Annotated in this window: 17 protein-coding genes; 8 read left to right on the forward strand and 9 right to left on the reverse strand. The window is 63.7% G+C overall.

The window, feature by feature from the left end; all coding sequences use genetic code 11:
• Nucleotides 1-67: 67 nt before the first annotated feature.
• The 5 genes from fabD to PDMSB3_RS14800 all read right to left on the reverse strand — a co-directional run bounded on the left by fabD (nucleotide 68) and on the right by PDMSB3_RS14800 (nucleotide 4,320).
• A complete protein-coding gene (gene fabD / locus PDMSB3_RS14780) occupies nucleotides 68-1,003 on the reverse strand; it encodes an ACP S-malonyltransferase (RefSeq protein WP_007180970.1) in 936 nt (311 codons plus the stop codon).
• 110 nt (nucleotides 1,004-1,113) lie between these two features.
• On the reverse strand, nucleotides 1,114-2,103 hold the full coding sequence (locus PDMSB3_RS14785; protein WP_007180969.1) for a beta-ketoacyl-ACP synthase III: 990 nt from the start codon (nucleotides 2,101-2,103) through the stop codon (nucleotides 1,114-1,116).
• Complete coding sequence (plsX, locus tag PDMSB3_RS14790; protein WP_007180968.1) at nucleotides 2,103-3,209, reverse strand: phosphate acyltransferase PlsX; 1,107 nt, start codon at nucleotides 3,207-3,209, stop codon at nucleotides 2,103-2,105. The genes PDMSB3_RS14785 and plsX overlap by 1 nt, the downstream gene beginning before the upstream one ends.
• A 185-nt stretch (nucleotides 3,210-3,394) precedes the next feature.
• Nucleotides 3,395-3,574 carry a 50S ribosomal protein L32 gene (gene rpmF / locus PDMSB3_RS14795; protein ID WP_006051932.1) on the reverse strand — a complete coding sequence of 60 codons (180 nt, stop codon included), beginning with the start codon at nucleotides 3,572-3,574 and terminating at the stop codon, nucleotides 3,395-3,397.
• A 101-nt stretch (nucleotides 3,575-3,675) separates the two neighbouring features.
• Nucleotides 3,676-4,320: a DUF177 domain-containing protein gene (locus PDMSB3_RS14800; RefSeq protein WP_007180967.1), complete on the reverse strand. Its 645-nt coding sequence runs from the start codon at nucleotides 4,318-4,320 to the stop codon at nucleotides 3,676-3,678.
• A 272-nt stretch (nucleotides 4,321-4,592) separates the two neighbouring features.
• On the opposite strand from PDMSB3_RS14800, the gene PDMSB3_RS14805 reads away from it, so the two are divergent.
• Both PDMSB3_RS14805 and PDMSB3_RS14810 read left to right on the forward strand, forming a co-directional pair.
• Nucleotides 4,593-5,210, forward strand: coding sequence for a Maf-like protein (locus PDMSB3_RS14805; RefSeq protein WP_007180966.1), 618 nt, complete (start codon nucleotides 4,593-4,595; stop codon nucleotides 5,208-5,210).
• Nucleotides 5,207-5,926: an SAM-dependent methyltransferase gene (locus PDMSB3_RS14810; protein ID WP_007180965.1), complete on the forward strand. Its 720-nt coding sequence runs from the start codon at nucleotides 5,207-5,209 to the stop codon at nucleotides 5,924-5,926. The genes PDMSB3_RS14805 and PDMSB3_RS14810 overlap by 4 nt, the downstream gene beginning before the upstream one ends.
• A gap of 88 nt (nucleotides 5,927-6,014) precedes the next feature.
• Here the strand turns inward: PDMSB3_RS14810 and PDMSB3_RS14815 are convergent, their stop codons facing one another.
• From PDMSB3_RS14815 to PDMSB3_RS14830, 4 genes are read right to left on the reverse strand one after another with little or no spacing between them, the layout of a single operon-like run.
• Complete coding sequence (locus PDMSB3_RS14815) at nucleotides 6,015-7,019, reverse strand: S49 family peptidase (RefSeq protein ID WP_165186741.1); 1,005 nt, start codon at nucleotides 7,017-7,019, stop codon at nucleotides 6,015-6,017.
• A 34-nt stretch (nucleotides 7,020-7,053) separates the two neighbouring features.
• Nucleotides 7,054-7,455 (reverse strand): Rieske (2Fe-2S) protein, encoded by a 402-nt coding sequence (locus PDMSB3_RS14820; RefSeq protein WP_165186742.1) that lies wholly within the window; start codon nucleotides 7,453-7,455, stop codon nucleotides 7,054-7,056.
• The gene (locus tag PDMSB3_RS14825) at nucleotides 7,452-8,111 is read right to left on the reverse strand and encodes an HAD-IA family hydrolase (protein WP_007180962.1); all 660 of its coding nucleotides are present in this window, start codon (nucleotides 8,109-8,111) and stop codon (nucleotides 7,452-7,454) included. The genes PDMSB3_RS14820 and PDMSB3_RS14825 overlap by 4 nt, the downstream gene beginning before the upstream one ends.
• Nucleotides 8,104-9,129, reverse strand: coding sequence for an RluA family pseudouridine synthase (locus PDMSB3_RS14830; protein ID WP_035517959.1), 1,026 nt, complete (start codon nucleotides 9,127-9,129; stop codon nucleotides 8,104-8,106). The genes PDMSB3_RS14825 and PDMSB3_RS14830 overlap by 8 nt, the downstream gene beginning before the upstream one ends.
• Nucleotides 9,130-9,862: 733 nt before the next feature.
• On the opposite strand from PDMSB3_RS14830, the gene PDMSB3_RS14835 reads away from it, so the two are divergent.
• The 6 genes from PDMSB3_RS14835 to PDMSB3_RS14860 all read left to right on the forward strand — a co-directional run bounded on the left by PDMSB3_RS14835 (nucleotide 9,863) and on the right by PDMSB3_RS14860 (nucleotide 17,319).
• Entirely contained in the window at nucleotides 9,863-13,141 is a 3,279-nt protein-coding gene (locus PDMSB3_RS14835; RefSeq protein WP_165186743.1) for a ribonuclease E/G, read from the forward strand.
• Between the two features lie 187 nt (nucleotides 13,142-13,328).
• The gene (gene moaA / locus PDMSB3_RS14840; RefSeq protein WP_165186744.1) at nucleotides 13,329-14,438 is read left to right on the forward strand and encodes a GTP 3',8-cyclase MoaA; all 1,110 of its coding nucleotides are present in this window, start codon (nucleotides 13,329-13,331) and stop codon (nucleotides 14,436-14,438) included.
• Between the two features lie 10 nt (nucleotides 14,439-14,448).
• Nucleotides 14,449-15,063 (forward strand): molybdenum cofactor guanylyltransferase MobA, encoded by a 615-nt coding sequence (mobA, locus tag PDMSB3_RS14845; protein WP_007180958.1) that lies wholly within the window; start codon nucleotides 14,449-14,451, stop codon nucleotides 15,061-15,063.
• A 74-nt stretch (nucleotides 15,064-15,137) separates the two neighbouring features.
• The gene (gene moeA, locus PDMSB3_RS14850) at nucleotides 15,138-16,439 is read left to right on the forward strand and encodes a molybdopterin molybdotransferase MoeA (protein ID WP_035518525.1); all 1,302 of its coding nucleotides are present in this window, start codon (nucleotides 15,138-15,140) and stop codon (nucleotides 16,437-16,439) included.
• Nucleotides 16,440-16,519: 80 nt separating this feature from the next.
• Complete coding sequence (locus PDMSB3_RS14855; protein ID WP_006053283.1) at nucleotides 16,520-16,795, forward strand: hypothetical protein; 276 nt, start codon at nucleotides 16,520-16,522, stop codon at nucleotides 16,793-16,795.
• Nucleotides 16,795-17,319, forward strand: a complete 525-nt coding sequence (locus PDMSB3_RS14860) for a GNAT family N-acetyltransferase (protein WP_007180956.1) — start codon at nucleotides 16,795-16,797, stop codon at nucleotides 17,317-17,319. Before PDMSB3_RS14855 ends, PDMSB3_RS14860 begins: the two co-directional genes overlap by 1 nt.
• Nucleotides 17,320-17,325 lie beyond the last annotated feature (6 nt).

A 17,325-nucleotide genomic window follows, 5' to 3' on the forward strand; every position in this document is an offset into this window, starting at 1 on the left:
GATTCCTGATGCGCAGTCCTGATGCCGTCGCGCAGCACGTGCTGCCAGGTGCCGTGCGACGTTGCGTTCAGCCTGCCTTCACGAGTTTGAGCGTCTCTTCGAGCGAAGCCGGATCGAAGATCGAGGCACCGACCAGGTTGCCGTCGATACGCTTGGTCAAACCCGCAAGGACCTTGCCCGGACCACATTCGATCACGTGCGTGACGCCTTGAGCCGACATGGCCCGAACGCTTTCGACCCAGCGCACCGCGCCGGCCGCCTGGCGCACCAGCGCGTCTTTGATCCCGGCCGGTTCGTTGACCACGGCGACGTCCACGTTGTTGATGACCGGAATAGCCGGCACCTGCACGTCGACGCTCGCCAGATACTCGCGCAGTTGGTCCGACGCGGGCTTGAGCAGCGACGAGTGGAACGGCGCCGAGACGGGCAGCGGCAACGCGCGTTTGGCGCCCTTCGCCTTTGCGACTTCGCAGGCCTTTTCGACAGCGGCCTTGTTGCCCGCGATCACGACCTGCGCCGGCGCATTGAAATTAACCGCTTCGACGACGCCCGCAGCCGACGCTTCAGCGCACACCGCGCGCACCGTATCGTCGTCGAGACCGAGAATCGCGGCCATTCCGCCTTCACCGACCGGCACCGCCGTTTGCATGGCTTGCGCGCGAAACCGCACGAGCGGCACGGCGTCGCGAAACGCAATCGCGCCCGCCGCGACCAGCGCGGTGTATTCGCCCAGGCTGTGGCCTGCGACGATTGCCGGCTTCGGGCCGCCAGCCTGCAGCCACGCGCGATACATGGCGTACGAGGCAGTCAGCATGACCGGCTGGGTATTGGTGGTGAGGTTCAGATCTTCGGCAGGGCCTTCGGCAATCAGCTTGCCGAGATCCTGATTGAGCGCATCGGAAGCTTCCTGAACCGTCTCACGCACGACTGCGTGATCGGCGAATGCGTTGAGCATGCCGACCGACTGCGAACCTTGCCCAGGAAAAACGAACGCAAATTTCATATCGTCCCCAAAATCGATGTTGTCAGATGTGGGTGGCACGCCCGGTTGACGCGAGCGCGCTCAAGCGTAGTCGAGCGCCGCGAAGGGCGCTCGCCATCACGTCGCCGCTTTCAGTAGCGGATAACCGACGCGCCCCATGTGAAGCCGCCGCCGACGCCTTCGATCAGCACGTTCTGGCCGCGCTTGATGCGGCCGTCGCGCACCGCGACGTCGAGTGCGAGCGGAATGGACGCAGCCGACGTGTTGCCGTGCTCGCCCACTGTGACGATCATGCGTTCCTGCGGCAAACCGAGCTTGCGGCAGGTGCTTTGCATGATGCGGATATTCGCCTGATGCGGAATCAGCCAGTCGATCTGCTCAGCCGACAGATTGGCTTTCTCGAGCGCTTCGACCGCGACTTTTTCGAGCACGTTGACGGCGAGCTTGAACACGGCCTGCCCGTCCATGTGCAGGAACGCGCTGCCGGATACCACGCCGCCGTTCACGTTGCCCGGCGTGCAAAGAATGTTCGAATGGCTGCCGTCCGCGTGCAGCGCGCTGGCGAGCACGCCCGGTTCGTCGGACGCCTGCAGGATCACCGCGCCCGCTCCGTCGCCGAACAGCACGCAGGTGGTGCGATCCTTGAAGTCGAGAATGCGCGAGAAGGTTTCCGCGCCGATCACAAGCGCCGTACGGTGCTGACCGCTGCGAATGAAGCTGTCAGCCGTCGCCACCGCATAGGCAAACCCGGAACAGACGGCCTGCACGTCGAAGGCCGCGCCGTGGTTCTTGATGCCGAGCTTGTTCTGCAACAGGCACGCCGTGCTGGGAAACACGAAGTCGGGCGTGGAGGTTGCAACGATGATCAGGTCGATGGATTGCGGGTCGATATCCGCAGCCTCGATCGCGCGTTGCGAAGCGATGAACGCCAGATCGCTGGTCGTGACATCAGGTTCTGCGAAGTAGCGCGCGTGAATGCCCGTACGGGCGACGATCCACTCGTCGCTTGTCTCGATACCCTGCTCGGCGAGACGTTCCGCCAGATCCTGATTGGTGACGCGGTTGGGCGGCAGATAACTGCCCGTGCCCAGCACGCGGGAATAAATTGTCGATTGAGCCATTATGCCTTCGAGGATTGCGCAGCGTAGGGCTCGGCCGGCTGGCCTGCGATCGGGCTTGCGTGGCCCGCACCGCTCGCGTCGCGCGCCGCCTGTTCGAGAGATCCCGCGTTCTCTTCCATTGCCCGCGCAAGGCGTTCCAGCACGCCGTTTTTGACGGCATCATACCCGCGTTTGATAGCCCACTCAAACCCGTAGGCATCCGCCGAACCGTGGCTTTTGATCACCAGCCCGCGCAGGCCGAGCAACGCAGCACCATTGTATTGCCGATGATCGACGCGTTTCTTGAAGCGCATCAATACCGGCAAGGCCAGCACCGCCATCACCTTGGTGAGCCAGGAGCGGCCGAACTCTTCCTTGATGATGTTGGACAGCATCTGCGCGAGGCCTTCCGACGTCTTCAGCGCGACATTGCCGACAAAACCGTCGCAGACGATCACGTCGACCGTACCCTTGAAGATATCGTTGCCTTCAACGTTACCGTGAAAGTTAAGTGTACTCGCGCGCAGCAGTTCGCCGGCACGTTTGATGGTGTCGTTGCCCTTGATGACTTCTTCGCCGATGTTGAGCAGGCCGATGGTGGGCCGCTCCTTGCCCTCGAGCGCAGACACGAGCGCGTGCCCCATTTCCGCGAACTGCAGCAGATGTTGCGGCTCGCAGTCGACGTTGGCGCCCAGGTCGAGCATCATCGTGTAGCCATTGGGGTTGGGCAGCGCCGACGCAATGGCCGGGCGTTCGATGCCCGACAGCGTTTTCAGCACATAGCGCGAGACCGCCATCAGCGCACCGGTGTTGCCGGCGGAAATGCAGGCTTGCGCCTCGCCTTCCTTGACGCGGTTGAGCGCCACGCGCATGGACGAGTCTTTTTTCTTGCGCAGCGCGACTTCGACCGGATCGTCCATGGCGACGATCTCGGACGCGGGGACGACGGTCAACGCCGGCAGATCCTGAGCCTTCAACTTCTTCAACTGCGCACGAATCGCACTTTCAATGCCGACGAGCAGCAATTGCGCGTCGGGATGCGAACGGGCGAAGTTGACGGCAGCGGGAACGGTCACGGACGGGCCGTGGTCGCCTCCCATGCAATCTATCGTGAGCTTTACTGTCATGGAGTGCGACGAATTTCAGGCGCCCTGCATGGGATCGCAGCAAGCGCCGGAACGCCAATTGCAATCGACACAAAAAAGCGGCAATTGAATGCCGCCTTTTTGCCGAGCCGGGAAAATGTCAAGCGAGCCGATCGCCACGCGAAACGCCACAGGGGCGACACGCAGTGAAACGCGCAGTGAAACGATTAATCGTTCTTCGTCTTGACGACTTTCTTACCGCGATAGTAGCCGTTCGGGCTAACGTGGTGACGCAGATGCACTTCGCCCGTGCTCGGTTCCACGGCCAGCGGCGCTGCCGTCAGGAAATCGTGCGAACGGTGCATGCCGCGCTTCGACGGCGACTTCTTGTTTTGCTGAACTGCCATGACTAACTCCTAAAAATTTTTCGGATTCTAACACAGCCCGACCCGGTGTCCGCCACTGGCCGAGTGGCCAATGCGCCCGCATCGCGCTCCAATGCAACTGTTCAGTCCTTCTTGTCGTCCGGCTCACCGCGCTTGAGACTCTCGAGCGCCGCAAACGGATTGGGCCGCTCGGGCTCGCCGCCCTTGCCAGCTTCGTCCGGTGCGTCCTCGTCGCCCTCGCCTTCTGCGCCGGCCACACCAGAGACCAGGCTCTCGTGCACTTCGGGACAGACTTCGTGCTTGGGCACGAGCGGCAAGGAAAGCAGCAACTCTTCTTCGATCAAGTCGATGAGATCGAAATGGTTCGACCCCACGATCACTTCGACTTCATCCTCGTCGAGCGGAAACTCTTCGGCTTCCGCCTCAGTGTTGACGACCCGGTAAGTTGCGTCGACGTTGAATGCCTGCAGGTACGGCGTCATGCACCGCTGACATTCGAGCCATGCAGCGCCGTGAGTCGCCAACCTCAAATAAGGCTGGGGCCCCTCGGTGCCATCGTCCTGCAATTCCGGCTGCGTCGTGCCTTCGGCTTGCCAGGTGAACGCGGTATCGCGGTCTGGCGCTTCTGCCGGGACTTCGTTTAACATGCGCGGCAGTTGCAAGACGCGCACGACACCCGCGGCCTGACGCCCACTTCGCGCAAATTCGAACAGATCGAGGTTATGCGGGTCGGGCAGACCTGCAGGGTTGCCAGGATGTTGAGTCATGTGCGCTCCTGCGTCGGCAAGGGTTTCGCCGGGGGTATAAACCGCGGATATAACCGGTTTGCAAGACAACCTGCGAGCCCCGTGCGTGGTGCACCGCCGCGTTACACGACAGTTACACGCCTGGCACACACCGAGACCCGCCTAGCGCAAGCATACCGATGAAAAGCCGGAAATCATATCCGTTTTGTCTTTTCGAGTCAAACACTTAAGCCCGTACATGCGCGAGCTTTGCGCAACCCTGTACGCCCCGCCTCCCTAGCCGTTGATTGCCCATGTCAGATTCCCTCAATCGCCCGCCACGCCTGATTCTGGCGTCGAGTTCGCCCTATCGCCGCGAACTGCTCCAGCGCTTGCGCGTACCGTTCGATGTCGTCGCGCCCGCGATCGATGAGAAGCCGCTGGCCGGCGAAACACCCGAAGTCACCGCGCTGCGGCTGGCACAAGCCAAAGCACGTGCAGTAGCCAGTGGTCTGGGCGTTGGCGAAGCCGCACTCGTGATCGGTTCCGACCAGGTCGCCACTTATGACGGCCTGCAGATCGGCAAGCCGGGCAGCTACGCCAAAGCGCTAGCGCAGTTGCAGGCGATGCGCGGCCGCGAAGTGCAATTCCATAGTGCGTTGTGTCTGTTCGACAGCCGCTCAGGGACCGTGCAGGCCGTCGACGTGATTACCCGCGTGCAATTCCGTGCTCTGCCGGATGCCGCGCTGGAGGCCTATCTGCTGGCCGAAACGCCCTACGACGTCGCGGGCAGCGCCAAATCCGAAGGGCTCGGCATCGCCCTGCTCGAGACCATTCATTCCGACGATCCCACCGCGCTCGTCGGCCTGCCGTTGATCGCACTCTCGCGCATGCTGCTCGCAGTGGGTTATCCACTTTTGGGGGCCCAATGAGCGGCACGCTCTATCTGATCCCGAACACGCTAGGCGAAGGCGACGCCGAAGCGCTCGACGCCGTCCTGCCTGCGCCCGTACGGGCCCGCGCGGCTTCGCTTCACTATTACATCGGCGAAAACGCGAAAACCACACGCGCCTTCCTGAAAAAAGTCGGCACGGAGCGGCCGATCCAGGAAATCGAGATTCGCGAACTGAACGTCAACACACCGGCGGGAGAGATCGACAAGTTACTGGCCCCGCTTCTGGCCGGCACCGACGCCGGCCTGGTTTCCGAAGCGGGTTGCCCGGCAGTCGCCGACCCTGGTGCGCTATTGGTACGGCGGGCCCATGAGCGCGGCGTAAAGGTCGTGCCGTTTGTCGGTCCAAGCTCGATTCTGCTGGCTTTGATGGCGTCGGGGCTCAACGGCCAGAGTTTTGCGTTCCACGGATACTTGCCGGTCGACGCCACAGAGCGGGCCAAGCGGCTGCGAGACCTCGAACAGCAGTCGCGCAAAGGCAAGCAGACGCAGATTTTTATTGAGACGCCCTACCGGAATCGGGCGCTGCTCGACACGTTACTGGCGACATGCGCACCTTCCACGCTCGTTTGCGTGGCGGTCGATCTGACGCTGGAGACGGAGACCATCATCAGCCGCACCGTGGCGGACTGGAAGAAAAAACCTGCGATCGACCTGCACAAGCGGCCAGCTATTTTTCTGATCCTGGCCGTTTGACCCAGGTCGGTCAGAAACGAGAGTAAAAAAAAGCCCCGCGCGATCGTCGAGCGTCGATCGCGCGGGGCTTTCCCTAAGCCTCAACACATCAGCGCAGATTCAGTTTCCCGCCAAGGGCCATCGCGTGAACCGCGCCGCTGCCGACCGCTGCGCCGAATTTACGCGCTACGCGGTCCGTAATGCTCTCTTTCACCGTGTAATCGACGATATCCGGCGCCTTGAAGAGGTCGCGCGCCACGTAATCCGCGTCGCCGAAACCGTCGGCGAGACCGAGTTCGACGCTCTTTTGCCCCGTCCAGAAAAGACCGGAGAACATGTCCGGCGTTTCATGCAGACGCTTGCCGCGCCCCTCCCGGACGGCGTCGATGAACTGCGCGTGGATCTGATCCAGCATGTCTTGCGCATGTTCGTCCATCTTCGGCGTTTCCGGCGAAAACGGGTCGAAAAAGCCCTTGTTCTCACCCGATGTGTGCAGACGCCGCTGAATCCCGAGCTTATCCATCAGGCCGGTAAAACCGAAGCTGTCCATCAGCACGCCGATCGAGCCGACAATACTCGCCTTGTCCACGTAGATCTTGTCGGCCGCCGCGGCCGCGTAATACCCACCGGAGGCGCACATGTCGCCGACGACGACATACAGCGGAATCGACGGGTACTTGGCGCGCAGGCGCCGGATTTCGTTGTAGATGATGCCTGCCTGCACCGGGCTGCCACCAGGACTGTTACAACGCAGGATCACGCCAGCCGTGCCCGCGTCGTCAAACGCGCTTTCGAGCGCCGTGCTGATATCTTCGGCGTTCGCATTCGTATCCGCGGAGATTTCGCCGTCAAGCGCCACCATAGCCGTATGACGGCCGGTGGCAGCGACCTTGTCGCCCGAGAAGTCGATGGCGGCCCAGATCGCCAGCAGCAAGATGAGCAGAAACACGAAGCGGAAAAAGATTCTCCAGCGCCGTGCCGCGCGCTGCTCATTGATCGCGGCAAGCGCGATGCGCTCCAGCGCCGCGCGTTCCCAGCCGGGCTCATCGGCAGGCGTGCGGGGGCGGCCTGTCAGGGACGGTTCCTTCGGCTCGGGAGTCAAATTGTCGGACATGCGGTGCAGTGGAAAGGTCGAAGAAAAGGAAAAATCAGGAGGTGGCCGGGCACAGTTCGCCGTCAGGCAGCCAGAAAACGGCGCGGCCTTCAGGCGTATCGCGCTCGTCCACCTGGACGGGCCGCAATCTGCCGCCGCGGCACGGACCGCCGACGCATTTGCCCGTATCCGGCGCGTAAATCGCGCCATGTGTAGCGCACATCAAGTATAAACCGGACGATTCGAAGAACTGGCCCTCGGCCCAGTCCAGTTCCATCGGCACGTGGGCGCAGCGGTTCAGGTAGCCGTATGCACGGCCATCATAGCGAACAAAAAACACGACAACGTCGCCGCCGCCGAGTTTCGCCTCGCGACGTACGCCCGCGCCGCCGTCGACCAGTTCCGCCGACGCGCAAACGCGAACCGCCTGCGCCGCCTCTGTCGACTGCCCACTCATGCGTTCTCCCGCAGCCAGCCCGACAGCACGCTGACGCTCGACGCAACGAACTTCGGCGATAACGCGCTCAACGGACCCTCAGGATGCGCCCCATATGTGACACCGATGCCCGCGACGCCCGCATTGATCGCCATTTGCAGATCGTGCGTGGTGTCGCCGATCATCACTGTGCGCAAGTTGTCCTGCCCTAGTTCGCGCGTCAATTCGTGCAGCATGGCCGGGTGCGGCTTCGAGAAAGTCTCGTCGGCGCAGCGGGTGCCGTCGAACAGGCTTGTCAGGCGCGACTGGTCGAGCGCGCGATTCAGCCCGACGCGGCTCTTGCCCGTCGCCACCGCCAGCAGATAGCCCAGATCGCGCAATTCCTGCAGCATTTCGCGCACGCCGGCGAAAAGCTCGGTAGTTTGATCCTTCACCAGATAATGGAAGCGATAACGCTCGGCGAGCCGCGGATAGTCGGCCGGATCGAGCGTGGGCGCGGCAATTTGCAGCGCGTCGCGCAAACCGAGACCGATGACATAGCTGGCCGCCTCGTCGGCGGGAACTGGCAAGCCGAGATCGCGGCACGCCGCCTGGATGCTGCGCGTGATGTGCGCGGTCGAATCCATCAGCGTCCCGTCCCAGTCGAAGACGATCAGATCAAATTGCTCTCTAGCCATGCGGTGTCGTCTCCGGGTGTGACCCATTTCGTAATTCGTTGAGCTGCGCGATGAAGCTGCGGCACTCGGGCGGCAGCGGCGCGTCGAACTGCAGCGGCTCGCCGGTTGCCGGGTGCGTGAGCTTCAGCCGGTAAGCGTGCAGGAACATGCGCTTCAGACCAGGCTTGGCGTTGGCACGCGCCAGCGCCTTGTTCAGCGCGAAATCGCCGTATTTGGCGTCGCCGACGATCGGCAATCCCAGATGCTGCAAGTGAACACGAATCTGATGCGTGCGCCCTGTCTTCAGTTCCGCCTCGAGCAGCGCATACTCCGGCCAGCGGTCGATCAGATTGAAAACTGTGTGCGACGCGAGGCCGTCCGGCTGGACGCGAACACGCCGTTCGCCGTCTGCGGTCAGGTATTTGTGCAACGGCTCCTTGACCGCGCGGCGGCGGCCCCAGTCACTCGCCCACTCGCCGTGAACGCAAGCATAGTAGCGCTTATCCATTTTGTTCTCGCGAATCTGCTCGTGCAGATTGACGAGCGCCGAGCGCTTTTTGGCGAGCATCAGAATGCCGGAGGTCTCTCGATCCAGCCGATGCACCAATTCGAGGAATTTCGCCTGCGGACGCGCTTCGCGCATCTGCTCGATCACCCCGAACGCGACGCCGCTGCCACCGTGCACGGCCACGCCGGCAGGTTTGTCGATGACGAGCAGATGCTCGTCTTCAAAAATGATCTTGAAATGGGCGGCAGGCACCGGCGCCTGAGCGGCCGCTTCACTTGGCTGGGCGACGCGAATGGGCGGTACGCGCACCAGATCGCCCAGTTCGAGACGGTACTGCGCGTCTATCCGGCCCTTATTCACGCGCACTTCGCCGCTGCGCAGGATGCGGTAAATATGGCTTTTCGGGACGCCTTTGCAGACGCGTAACAGGAAGTTGTCGATGCGCTGCCCGGCCGCACTGTCGTCGATCTCGATCATGGAGACCTGGTCGCTTGCGACCGATTTCTGGGATATTTTGCCTAACTCTTTCATTCTGAATATAATTTGCCCAGCAGTCTGCGGCGGCCGGCGCAGTGTTCGGAATTCGGGCGGATTGCGCAGGCGCAAGCGATAAACCGTTATTTTACTTGCGCCGGGGTCTGGTTGCTCACCCTGAAAATGAGATGCAACAAGTTGCACGCACGAGGTCAGTGCCCGGCAGGGACGGCGCCCACAGGCGCGTTCGGTCAAGGTCGGCTTCGACGGTAACGGAATTTTGGTAAAAAAGAATTTAACTTTCAGCTTCGGTATCGGGCGGTATGACGCCCTGCTTGTCCGAAGCTGCAGGTTGCGAAAATACGGCGTGCGCCCGAGGCGTCTTGTAGAAAGTACAAGACATGGCGACGTCAAAATGAGGCGAGACACCCCCAGCAGGAAAAGACGCGCCGACTGCGCGAACTTCCCGCTGCGGCACGGCCGCAGCCTTCGACCCTCCGGTCACGCGCCCAGTTGGCGCACCGGCGCGAGTGGACGAAGGCTCATGAAGGTCTGCCGGCAGAACCCGCGGCGTGTCGGGTCGTTATTTGAAGCCGTGTTCGCATGTGCCCTGCGGCACCGCACCCATTTTTCAATGGGCCGGGCCCTCTCAGGCAATTCTCCCGCCAGTTTTCCCGCTCCAGCGTGCTTGTGAAAACACAATAAGGCGCGGCATGCCGCTGCCCGCTTCGCTCTCGCGACTGACAACCGCGCAGCGAAGGGACAGGCTAAGCCGCTCTGGAGCCGTTCAATGAAACGAATGTTGTTCAACGCGACGCAGCAGGAAGAACTGCGCGTCGCCATCGTCGATGGGCAAAAACTCATCGATATCGACATCGAAACCGCCGGGCGCGAACAGCGCAAAGGCAATATTTACAAGGGCATCATTACCCGCATCGAGCCGTCGCTCGAAGCCTGTTTCGTCAACTACGGCGAAGACCGCCACGGCTTTCTGCCGTTCAAGGAAGTCGCCCGCCAATATTTCCGCGACGGCGTCGACATGCGCTCGGCGCGCATCCAGGACGCCCTCCGCGAAGGCCAGGAACTGATCGTTCAGGTCGAAAAGGAAGAACGCGGCAACAAGGGCGCAGCCCTCACCACCTTCATCTCGCTCGCCGGCCGGTATCTGGTTCTGATGCCGAACAACCCGCGCGGCGGCGGCGTATCGCGCCGGATCGAAGGCGACGACCGCCAGGAATTGCGCGAAACCATGGCCCAGCTGCAATTGCCGGAAGGCATGAGCATCATCGCGCGCACGGCCGGCATTGGCCGCAGCGCCGAAGAGCTGCAGTGGGATCTGAACTATCTGATGCAACTGTGGCGCGCCATTGAAGCCGCGTCGCAAAGCGGTTCGAGCGGCCAGCCGATGCTGATTTATCTCGAATCGAGCCTCGTGATCCGCGCGATTCGCGACTATTTCCAGCCGGATATCGGCGAAATTCTGATCGACACCACCGAAATTCATGACCAGGCGCGCGCCTTCATGGATATCGTGATGCCGGACAATGTCAGCAAGGTGAAGCGGTATCACGACGACGTGCCGCTCTTCTCGCGCTTCCAGATCGAACACCAGATCGAAACGGCGTACTCGCGCACGGTGCCGCTGCCCTCGGGCGGCGCAATCGTGATCGACCACACCGAAGCACTGGTCGCGATCGACGTGAACTCGGCGCGCGCCACCAAGGGCGCCGACATCGAGGAAACCGCCGCGCGCACCAACCTCGAAGCCGCCGACGAAGTCGCCCGCCAGTTGCGCCTGCGCGATCTGGGCGGCCTGATCGTGATCGACTTCATCGACATGGAATCGGCCAAGAGCCAGCGCGAAGTCGAGCAACGCCTGAAAGACGCGCTGAAGCACGACCGTGCGCGCGTCCAGATGGGCAAGATCTCGCGTTTCGGCCTGATGGAACTGTCGCGTCAGCGTCTGCGTCCGGCCCTGTCCGAAGGCAGCCACGTGACTTGCCCGCGCTGTAACGGCACGGGTCACATCCGCGATACCGAATCGTCCGCGCTGCAAGTGCTGCGGATCATTCAGGAAGAAGCGATGAAGGAAAACACCGCGGCAATTCATTGCCAGGTGCCGGTCGAAGTCACCGCCTTCCTGCTGAACGAAAAGCGCGCTGAAATCAACAAGATCGAGTCGCGCTTCAAGGTCAACGTCGTCCTGATTCCGAACAAGCATCTCGACACGCCGCATTACAAGCTCGAGCGCCTGCGTCACGACGACGCGCGCCTCGACGAACCCCGCGCCTCGTGGAAGATGGCCGAAGAAGCGGCTCGCGAGCTCGAATCGGAAACCGGCTACAGCAAGCGCATCGAAGAAGTGAAGCCGAAGCAGGAAGCGGCGGTCAAGGGCATCACACCTGAAAAGCCGGCGCCGAGCGCGCCGGTTCGTCCGGTCGCCACCCCGGCTCCGGTCGCGGTCACGCCGGCGAGCGGCGGCTTTATCGGCTGGTTGAAGAATCTGTTCGGCATGCAGCCGGCGGCACCGGCGCCTGTTGCGCCGGCTACGACGGACAAACAGACGCGTCCGCAACGCAGCGAACGCACGGAGCGCGGTGAGCGCACCGGCGAACGCGGCGGCGAGCGCAACCGCAACCGCCGTGGCGGCGCAGGCGGCCGCGACGCAGCGGGCCGTGGCGAAGGCACGACCGCCACCGGCGGCCGTCCGGCTCAGGGCCAGCAGCCGTCGCAGCGTCGCGAGGAACGCGAACCGCGTGAAGCCCGCGAGCCGCGTGGCAACCGTGAGCCGCGTGAGGCCCGCGAAGGCCGTGAGCCGCGCGAAACCCGTGAACCACGTGAAGGTCGCGAGGGCCGGGAAAACCGTGACCGCGACAGTCGCGGCAACGAGCGTGCGGAAACCGTCGAGGGCGCACCGCGCGCCGAACGTGGCGAGCGTCCGGAACGTGGCGAACGCCGTGAACGAGGCGAACGTGCCGAGCGCGGCGAACGCCGCAAGCCGCAAGCAGAAACGGCGGACGCACTGACGCAAAGCGACGCGCAAACGGCGGAAGAACTGGCGCAAAACCAGACCGCCTTGGGCGAAAACGGCGCGCCGGTCGATCAGGAAGCCGTGGCGCGTGAAGGTGAAGAGCGTCGCCGCCGCCGTCGCGGCCGTCGTGGCGGCCGTCGCGAGCGCGAAGAAGACGTGAACGGCAACCTGGCAGCGGACGTCGCGGAAGCTGAAGGCGACAACGCCGCCGTGACCGACGAAGCGCCGGTGCTCACAGCACGTCAGTCCGTCGAGCGCGAAATGGAAGTCAAAGAGGCGAAGGACGTGACGCCGGTGGAAGTGGTGGTCGCTGCCGTCGCGACTGAAACCGCCGTGGTCAGCGAACTGCACGCTGCAACCGAAACGCCGGCTCTCGCCGTCGAGAAGGCGGCGAAGACGGAAGCGGTTGTCCCGGTGGCACAAGTGCCGGCGGCTCCGGCAGTCGTCGAGCCGGTTGCCGAAACGCCGGTGGCGCCAGCCGCTGCCGCGCCGGTCGAAGCAGCGCAAGCTGTGCCGGCCGCCAGCGAAACGGTTTCGCTAGTTGAACCGGTCGCGCATGTCGAGGCACCGGTTCAAGCCGAGGCCGAAGCGCCGGCAGTTGCTTCGCCGGTCGAAGCGCAAGCCGCACCGGCTCCGGTCGAAACCGCAGCTCCGGCGACGGTGGCCGAAGCACCGGCCGTTCAGCCTGCGCCGCATGCGGGGATCGTTGAATCGCAGCCGGTCGTGACCGCTGCTGCAACAGTGATTGAGCCGGCAGTGGTTGAGCCCGCACCTGTCGCCGTTGCACCGCAGGCACCGCAGGCACCGCAGGCACCGCAGGCAGCACATCATGACGCAGTGTCGGCGGAAGCCCTGAAACCGGTACTGGAACAAGCCGGTCTCGTCTGGGTGAACACCGACGCCGACAAGCTGCGCGCAGCTCAGGAAGCCGCCGCGCAGACCGTCAAGCCAACTCGCGTGGTGCGCGAACGTAAATCGTTGCCGCCGCTCGACAGCGCGCCGATGCAACAAGTGGAAACGGGTAAGCACGCGCAGTAAGCTTGCCCCGCGTCACTCGGAAAGCCCGCCTTCATGGCGGGCTTTTTTATGCGCGCCGCGACCCGCACTCGCCACGCTATGCCGCTCCCCGTATACCCCGACACGGCCAGGGGTGCCACTGCCGTCGGAAGCATTTCCGATAGAATGAATATCTGGCTTTGATTTAAAGCACTAACCGAAGCAATTCATGTCCCGACGCATCATCCCTGTTGCCGATCTCAGCGCCGTGCCGGTGATTGCCGGCCCCGTGCAGACGCCCAGCGGCGCGCTGCACGACACGCTCGCGCGCCCGTTGCGCGATCTGCGCATTTCGGTCACGGATCGCTGCAATTTCCGCTGCGTCTACTGCATGCCCCGCGCAGTGTTCGACAAGGACTATACGTTCCTGCCGCACAGCGCCTTGCTGAGCTTCGAGGAAATTGAACGGCTGGCGCGGATCTTCGTCGCGCATGGCGTCGAAAAAATCCGTCTGACGGGCGGCGAACCGCTGCTGCGCAAGAATCTGGAATTCCTGATCGACCGGCTTGCGCACCTGACCACGCCGGCAGGCCGGCCGCTCGATCTGACGCTGACCACCAACGGTTCGCTGCTGGAACGCAAGGCGCGCAGCCTGAAGGACGCAGGCTTGACTCGGGTCACGGTCAGTCTGGACGCGCTCGACGACACACTGTTTCGCCGCATGAACGACGCCGACTTCGCCGTTGCCGACGTGCTGGACGGCATTGCCGCCGCGCATGCGGTGGGCCTCGCGCCGCTCAAGGTGAACATGGTCGTCAAACGCGGCACCAACGACGGCGAAATCGTGCCGATGGCGCGTCATTTCAAAGGCTCGGGCGCGGTGCTGCGCTTTATCGAATACATGGACGTCGGCACCTCGAACGGTTGGAACATGACTGAAGTGCTGCCGTCCGCCGACGTGGTCACACGCATCGCCGAGCATTTCCCGCTCGCGCCGCTCGAAGCGCACAGCGCCGCCGAGACTGCTCAGCGCTGGGGTTATGTGGACGGCGGGGGCGAGATCGGCGTGATTTCGAGCGTGACGCGCGCCTTTTGCGGCAGTTGCACGCGAGCGCGTCTGTCCACCGAAGGCAAGCTCTACCTGTGCCTGTTCGCATCGGCGGGGCACGACCTGCGCACGCTGGTGCGTAACGGTTCGAGCGATACCGATATCGCCACCGCCGTCGCCGAAATCTGGCAGGGCCGCGGCGACCGCTATTCGCAACTGCGCGGCAGCAACCCGGCCGATTCACGCGTTCGCGACGGCCGCCGGGTCGAAATGTCGTACATCGGCGGCTGAGCGGCGGCGCATGAAACCAACACGCGAACACATTACCGGCCTGTTGCTCGCTGGCGGCCGCGGCACTCGCATGGGAGGCGCCGACAAGGGCCTGCAAACGCTGCACGGCACGCCGCTCGCCGCCCACGTGCTCAAGCGCCTCGCGCCACAAACCGGCACCCTGCTGATCAGCGCCAATCGTCATCTGGAGGCTTACACCGCACTCGGCGCGCGGTTCGGCGCCACGGTCGTGGCCGATACGCTGGCCGGATTTCCGGGCCCGCTGGCAGGCCTGCTCGCCGGCTTGCGCGCAGCCGGAACCGGCTACGTACTCAGTGCGCCCTGCGACTCGCCGTGGCTGCCCGCCGAACTAGCCCAGCGCCTCGCGCACGCGCTGGACTCGAACGGCGCCGACATCGCCATGGTCAGCACCACCGACGCGCACGGCCAGGTGTCGCTGCATCCGGTCTTCGCGCTGTTGCGCAGAGACCTCGCTGACGACCTGTCGGCCTTTCTGGAAGCCGGCGAGCGCAAAGTCCGCGCGTGGTACGCGCGCCACAAGACGGTGGAAGTCGTCTTTACCGACGAGCGCGCGTTTTACAATATCAATTCGCTACAAGAACTCGCCGACCTCGAACGTGATTGAGGCCCCGGTTGAAATCCCGCTCCGGCCGCACGGCAACTGCCGCTGCCGCCTCCGGCCGCGACGTCCAGCTCTTCATGACCACGCTTAACGAATTCTCCCGCTGCGTCGCGCAGTACGATCCTCACGCGCTACCCGTCCCGGCCGCTCAGGCGATTGTTCGCCAGTGGGCCGCACCGGTCACGGCCATTGAACGCGTGCCGCTGCGCGACGCGCTCGACCGCGTGCTCGCGGCCGATATCGTGTCGCCAATCGACGTCCCCGCCCACGACAACTCCGCCATGGACGGCTACGCGTTCAACCGCGCGGCGCTCACCGGCGGCGGCGCCACTGTCGAGTTGGCCGTGGCCGGCAAGGCGCTGGCCGGACACCCGTTCGCGGGCCGCGTCGAGACCACGCAATGCGTGCGCGTCATGACCGGCGCCTGCATGCCGGCCGACTGCGACACGGTCGTGCCGCAGGAACTCGTCGAGCGCGCCGCCGGCTCCAGTTCGATCCGCTTCGCCGCCAACGCCGTGGCGGCCGGCGCGAACCGGCGCCTCGCCGGCGAAGATCTCGCACGCGGCCACGCCGCACTGCGGGCGGGCCGTATCATGCGCGCGTCGGACCTCGGTTTGCTGGCCTCGCTCGGGATCGGCGAAATCAGTGTCAAGCGGCGTTTGCGCGTCGCCTTCTTTTCGACCGGCGACGAATTGCGCTCGCTCGGCGAGCCGCTCGGCCCGGGCTGCGTGTACGACAGCAACCGCTACACGCTGTTCGCCATGCTGCGGCGCCTGAATATCGACACGCTCGATCTCGGCGTGGTGCGCGACGAGCCGGCCGCGATGGAAGCCGCCTTGCGCAGCGCCGCGGCGAGCGCCGACGTGGTGCTGACCTCCGGCGGCGTCTCGGTCGGCGAGGCGGATTTCACGAGGCAGCTGCTGCAGACTTTCGGCGACGTCGCCTTCTGGAGCCTCGCCATGCGGCCGGGCCGCCCGCTCGCCTTCGGCCGCGTCTGGTCCGGCGAACGGCCGGGCCTTGGGCTTCCCGCGTTATTCTTCGGTTTGCCGGGCAATCCGGTCGCCGTGATGGTGACCTTCTATCAGATCGTGCGCGAAGTGCTGCTGCTGATGTCGGGCGCCACACCGCAACCGCTGCCGCTCATTCACGCGCTGAGCCGGCAGGCGATCCGCAAGCGCGCCGGCCGCACCGAGTTCCAGCGCGGTGTCGCCGAACAGGACGTGCACGGACAATGGCATGTCACGCCTACCGGCTCGCAAAGCTCGGGCGTACTGAGTTCGATGAGCGAAGCCAATTGCTTCATCGTGCTCGGACACGATGAAAGTGAGATTGGCGAAGGGGAACACGTCTCGATCATGCTGTTCGACGGTCTCATCTGACGCCCGGCTCGCGGCACACTTTCACCAGCGGTCATTTATAGCTTCACCCATTACCACTACGACACACGGGTTTGACTTACATGAAAAAACAGATCTCGTTCATTGCACCGGGACAGACGGCCAAAGCACTGATCCTCGTGTACCTGACGTTTTCGGTACCGATCGTGCTGCTCGGCGTACTGGTCGCGTTCGTGCGCTATGGTTCGGTGGAACTGAGCACGGTGTTCAGCGCGCTGCTGCTGAATGCGATTCTCGGTTTCATCCTGCTGTGGATCGCATGCCATGCGTACAACTGGGTTGCGTCGCGCTTCGGCGGCATTGAAATCCAGCTGACCGACGCCCCGGAAGAAGCGTAATGCCCGCAACGATCCGCGCCGCCACGCCGGCGGACACCGGCGCGATCTTCGCGCTGACGTACGAGCTCGCGGAATTCGAAAGCCTCACGCACGTGTTTGTCGCGACCGAAGACGGCTTGCACGACGCGCTGTTCGGCGCGCGGCCTTCCATTGAGGCGCTGGTCGCGGAGAACGAAGGCCGCGTCGTCGGCTATGCGCTGTTTTTTCACAATTACTCGAGTTTCGTCGGCAAGCGCGGACTGTATCTCGAAGACGTCTATGTACAACCCGCGCAACGCGGCGGCGGTCTGGGCACCGCATTGCTTCGGCGCCTCGCCGCACTGGCGGTGGAACGGCAATGCGGGCGGTTCGAATGGACCGTGCTGGACTGGAACCAGCAGGCCATCAGCTTCTACGAAAAAATGGGCGCAACCGTCATGCCGGACTGGCGCGTGGTACGCCTGGCGGGCAATGCGCTCGAACAACTGGCGGCGGGGGCTAACGCAGGTCAACCTCTCGCGCCGGCCCCATCACCTCTGCGTTAACCCAGT

It is taken from the genome of Paraburkholderia dioscoreae (genome assembly GCF_902459535.1).
In the GTDB taxonomy this organism is placed as follows: Bacteria; Pseudomonadota; Gammaproteobacteria; order Burkholderiales; family Burkholderiaceae; genus Paraburkholderia; species Paraburkholderia dioscoreae.

What these genes read in the sequence shown, in the direction of transcription:
- fabD (WP_007180970.1), bottom strand. Translation starts at nt 1,003, where the DNA reads ATGAAATTTGCGTTCGTTTTTCCTGGGCAAGGTTCGCAGTCGGTCGGC.
- PDMSB3_RS14785 (WP_007180969.1), bottom strand. Translation starts at nt 2,103, where the DNA reads ATGGCTCAATCGACAATTTATTCCCGCGTGCTGGGCACGGGCAGTTAT.
- plsX (WP_007180968.1), bottom strand. Translation starts at nt 3,209, where the DNA reads ATGACAGTAAAGCTCACGATAGATTGCATGGGAGGCGACCACGGCCCG.
- rpmF (WP_006051932.1), bottom strand. Translation starts at nt 3,574, where the DNA reads ATGGCAGTTCAGCAAAACAAGAAGTCGCCGTCGAAGCGCGGCATGCAC.
- PDMSB3_RS14800 (WP_007180967.1), bottom strand. Translation starts at nt 4,320, where the DNA reads ATGACTCAACATCCTGGCAACCCTGCAGGTCTGCCCGACCCGCATAAC.
- PDMSB3_RS14805 (WP_007180966.1), top strand. Translation starts at nt 4,593, where the DNA reads ATGTCAGATTCCCTCAATCGCCCGCCACGCCTGATTCTGGCGTCGAGT.
- PDMSB3_RS14810 (WP_007180965.1), top strand. Translation starts at nt 5,207, where the DNA reads ATGAGCGGCACGCTCTATCTGATCCCGAACACGCTAGGCGAAGGCGAC.
- PDMSB3_RS14815 (WP_165186741.1), bottom strand. Translation starts at nt 7,019, where the DNA reads ATGTCCGACAATTTGACTCCCGAGCCGAAGGAACCGTCCCTGACAGGC.
- PDMSB3_RS14820 (WP_165186742.1), bottom strand. Translation starts at nt 7,455, where the DNA reads ATGAGTGGGCAGTCGACAGAGGCGGCGCAGGCGGTTCGCGTTTGCGCG.
- PDMSB3_RS14825 (WP_007180962.1), bottom strand. Translation starts at nt 8,111, where the DNA reads ATGGCTAGAGAGCAATTTGATCTGATCGTCTTCGACTGGGACGGGACG.
- PDMSB3_RS14830 (WP_035517959.1), bottom strand. Translation starts at nt 9,129, where the DNA reads ATGAAAGAGTTAGGCAAAATATCCCAGAAATCGGTCGCAAGCGACCAG.
- PDMSB3_RS14835 (WP_165186743.1), top strand. Translation starts at nt 9,863, where the DNA reads ATGAAACGAATGTTGTTCAACGCGACGCAGCAGGAAGAACTGCGCGTC.
- moaA (WP_165186744.1), top strand. Translation starts at nt 13,329, where the DNA reads ATGTCCCGACGCATCATCCCTGTTGCCGATCTCAGCGCCGTGCCGGTG.
- mobA (WP_007180958.1), top strand. Translation starts at nt 14,449, where the DNA reads ATGAAACCAACACGCGAACACATTACCGGCCTGTTGCTCGCTGGCGGC.
- moeA (WP_035518525.1), top strand. Translation starts at nt 15,138, where the DNA reads ATGACCACGCTTAACGAATTCTCCCGCTGCGTCGCGCAGTACGATCCT.
- PDMSB3_RS14855 (WP_006053283.1), top strand. Translation starts at nt 16,520, where the DNA reads ATGAAAAAACAGATCTCGTTCATTGCACCGGGACAGACGGCCAAAGCA.
- PDMSB3_RS14860 (WP_007180956.1), top strand. Translation starts at nt 16,795, where the DNA reads ATGCCCGCAACGATCCGCGCCGCCACGCCGGCGGACACCGGCGCGATC.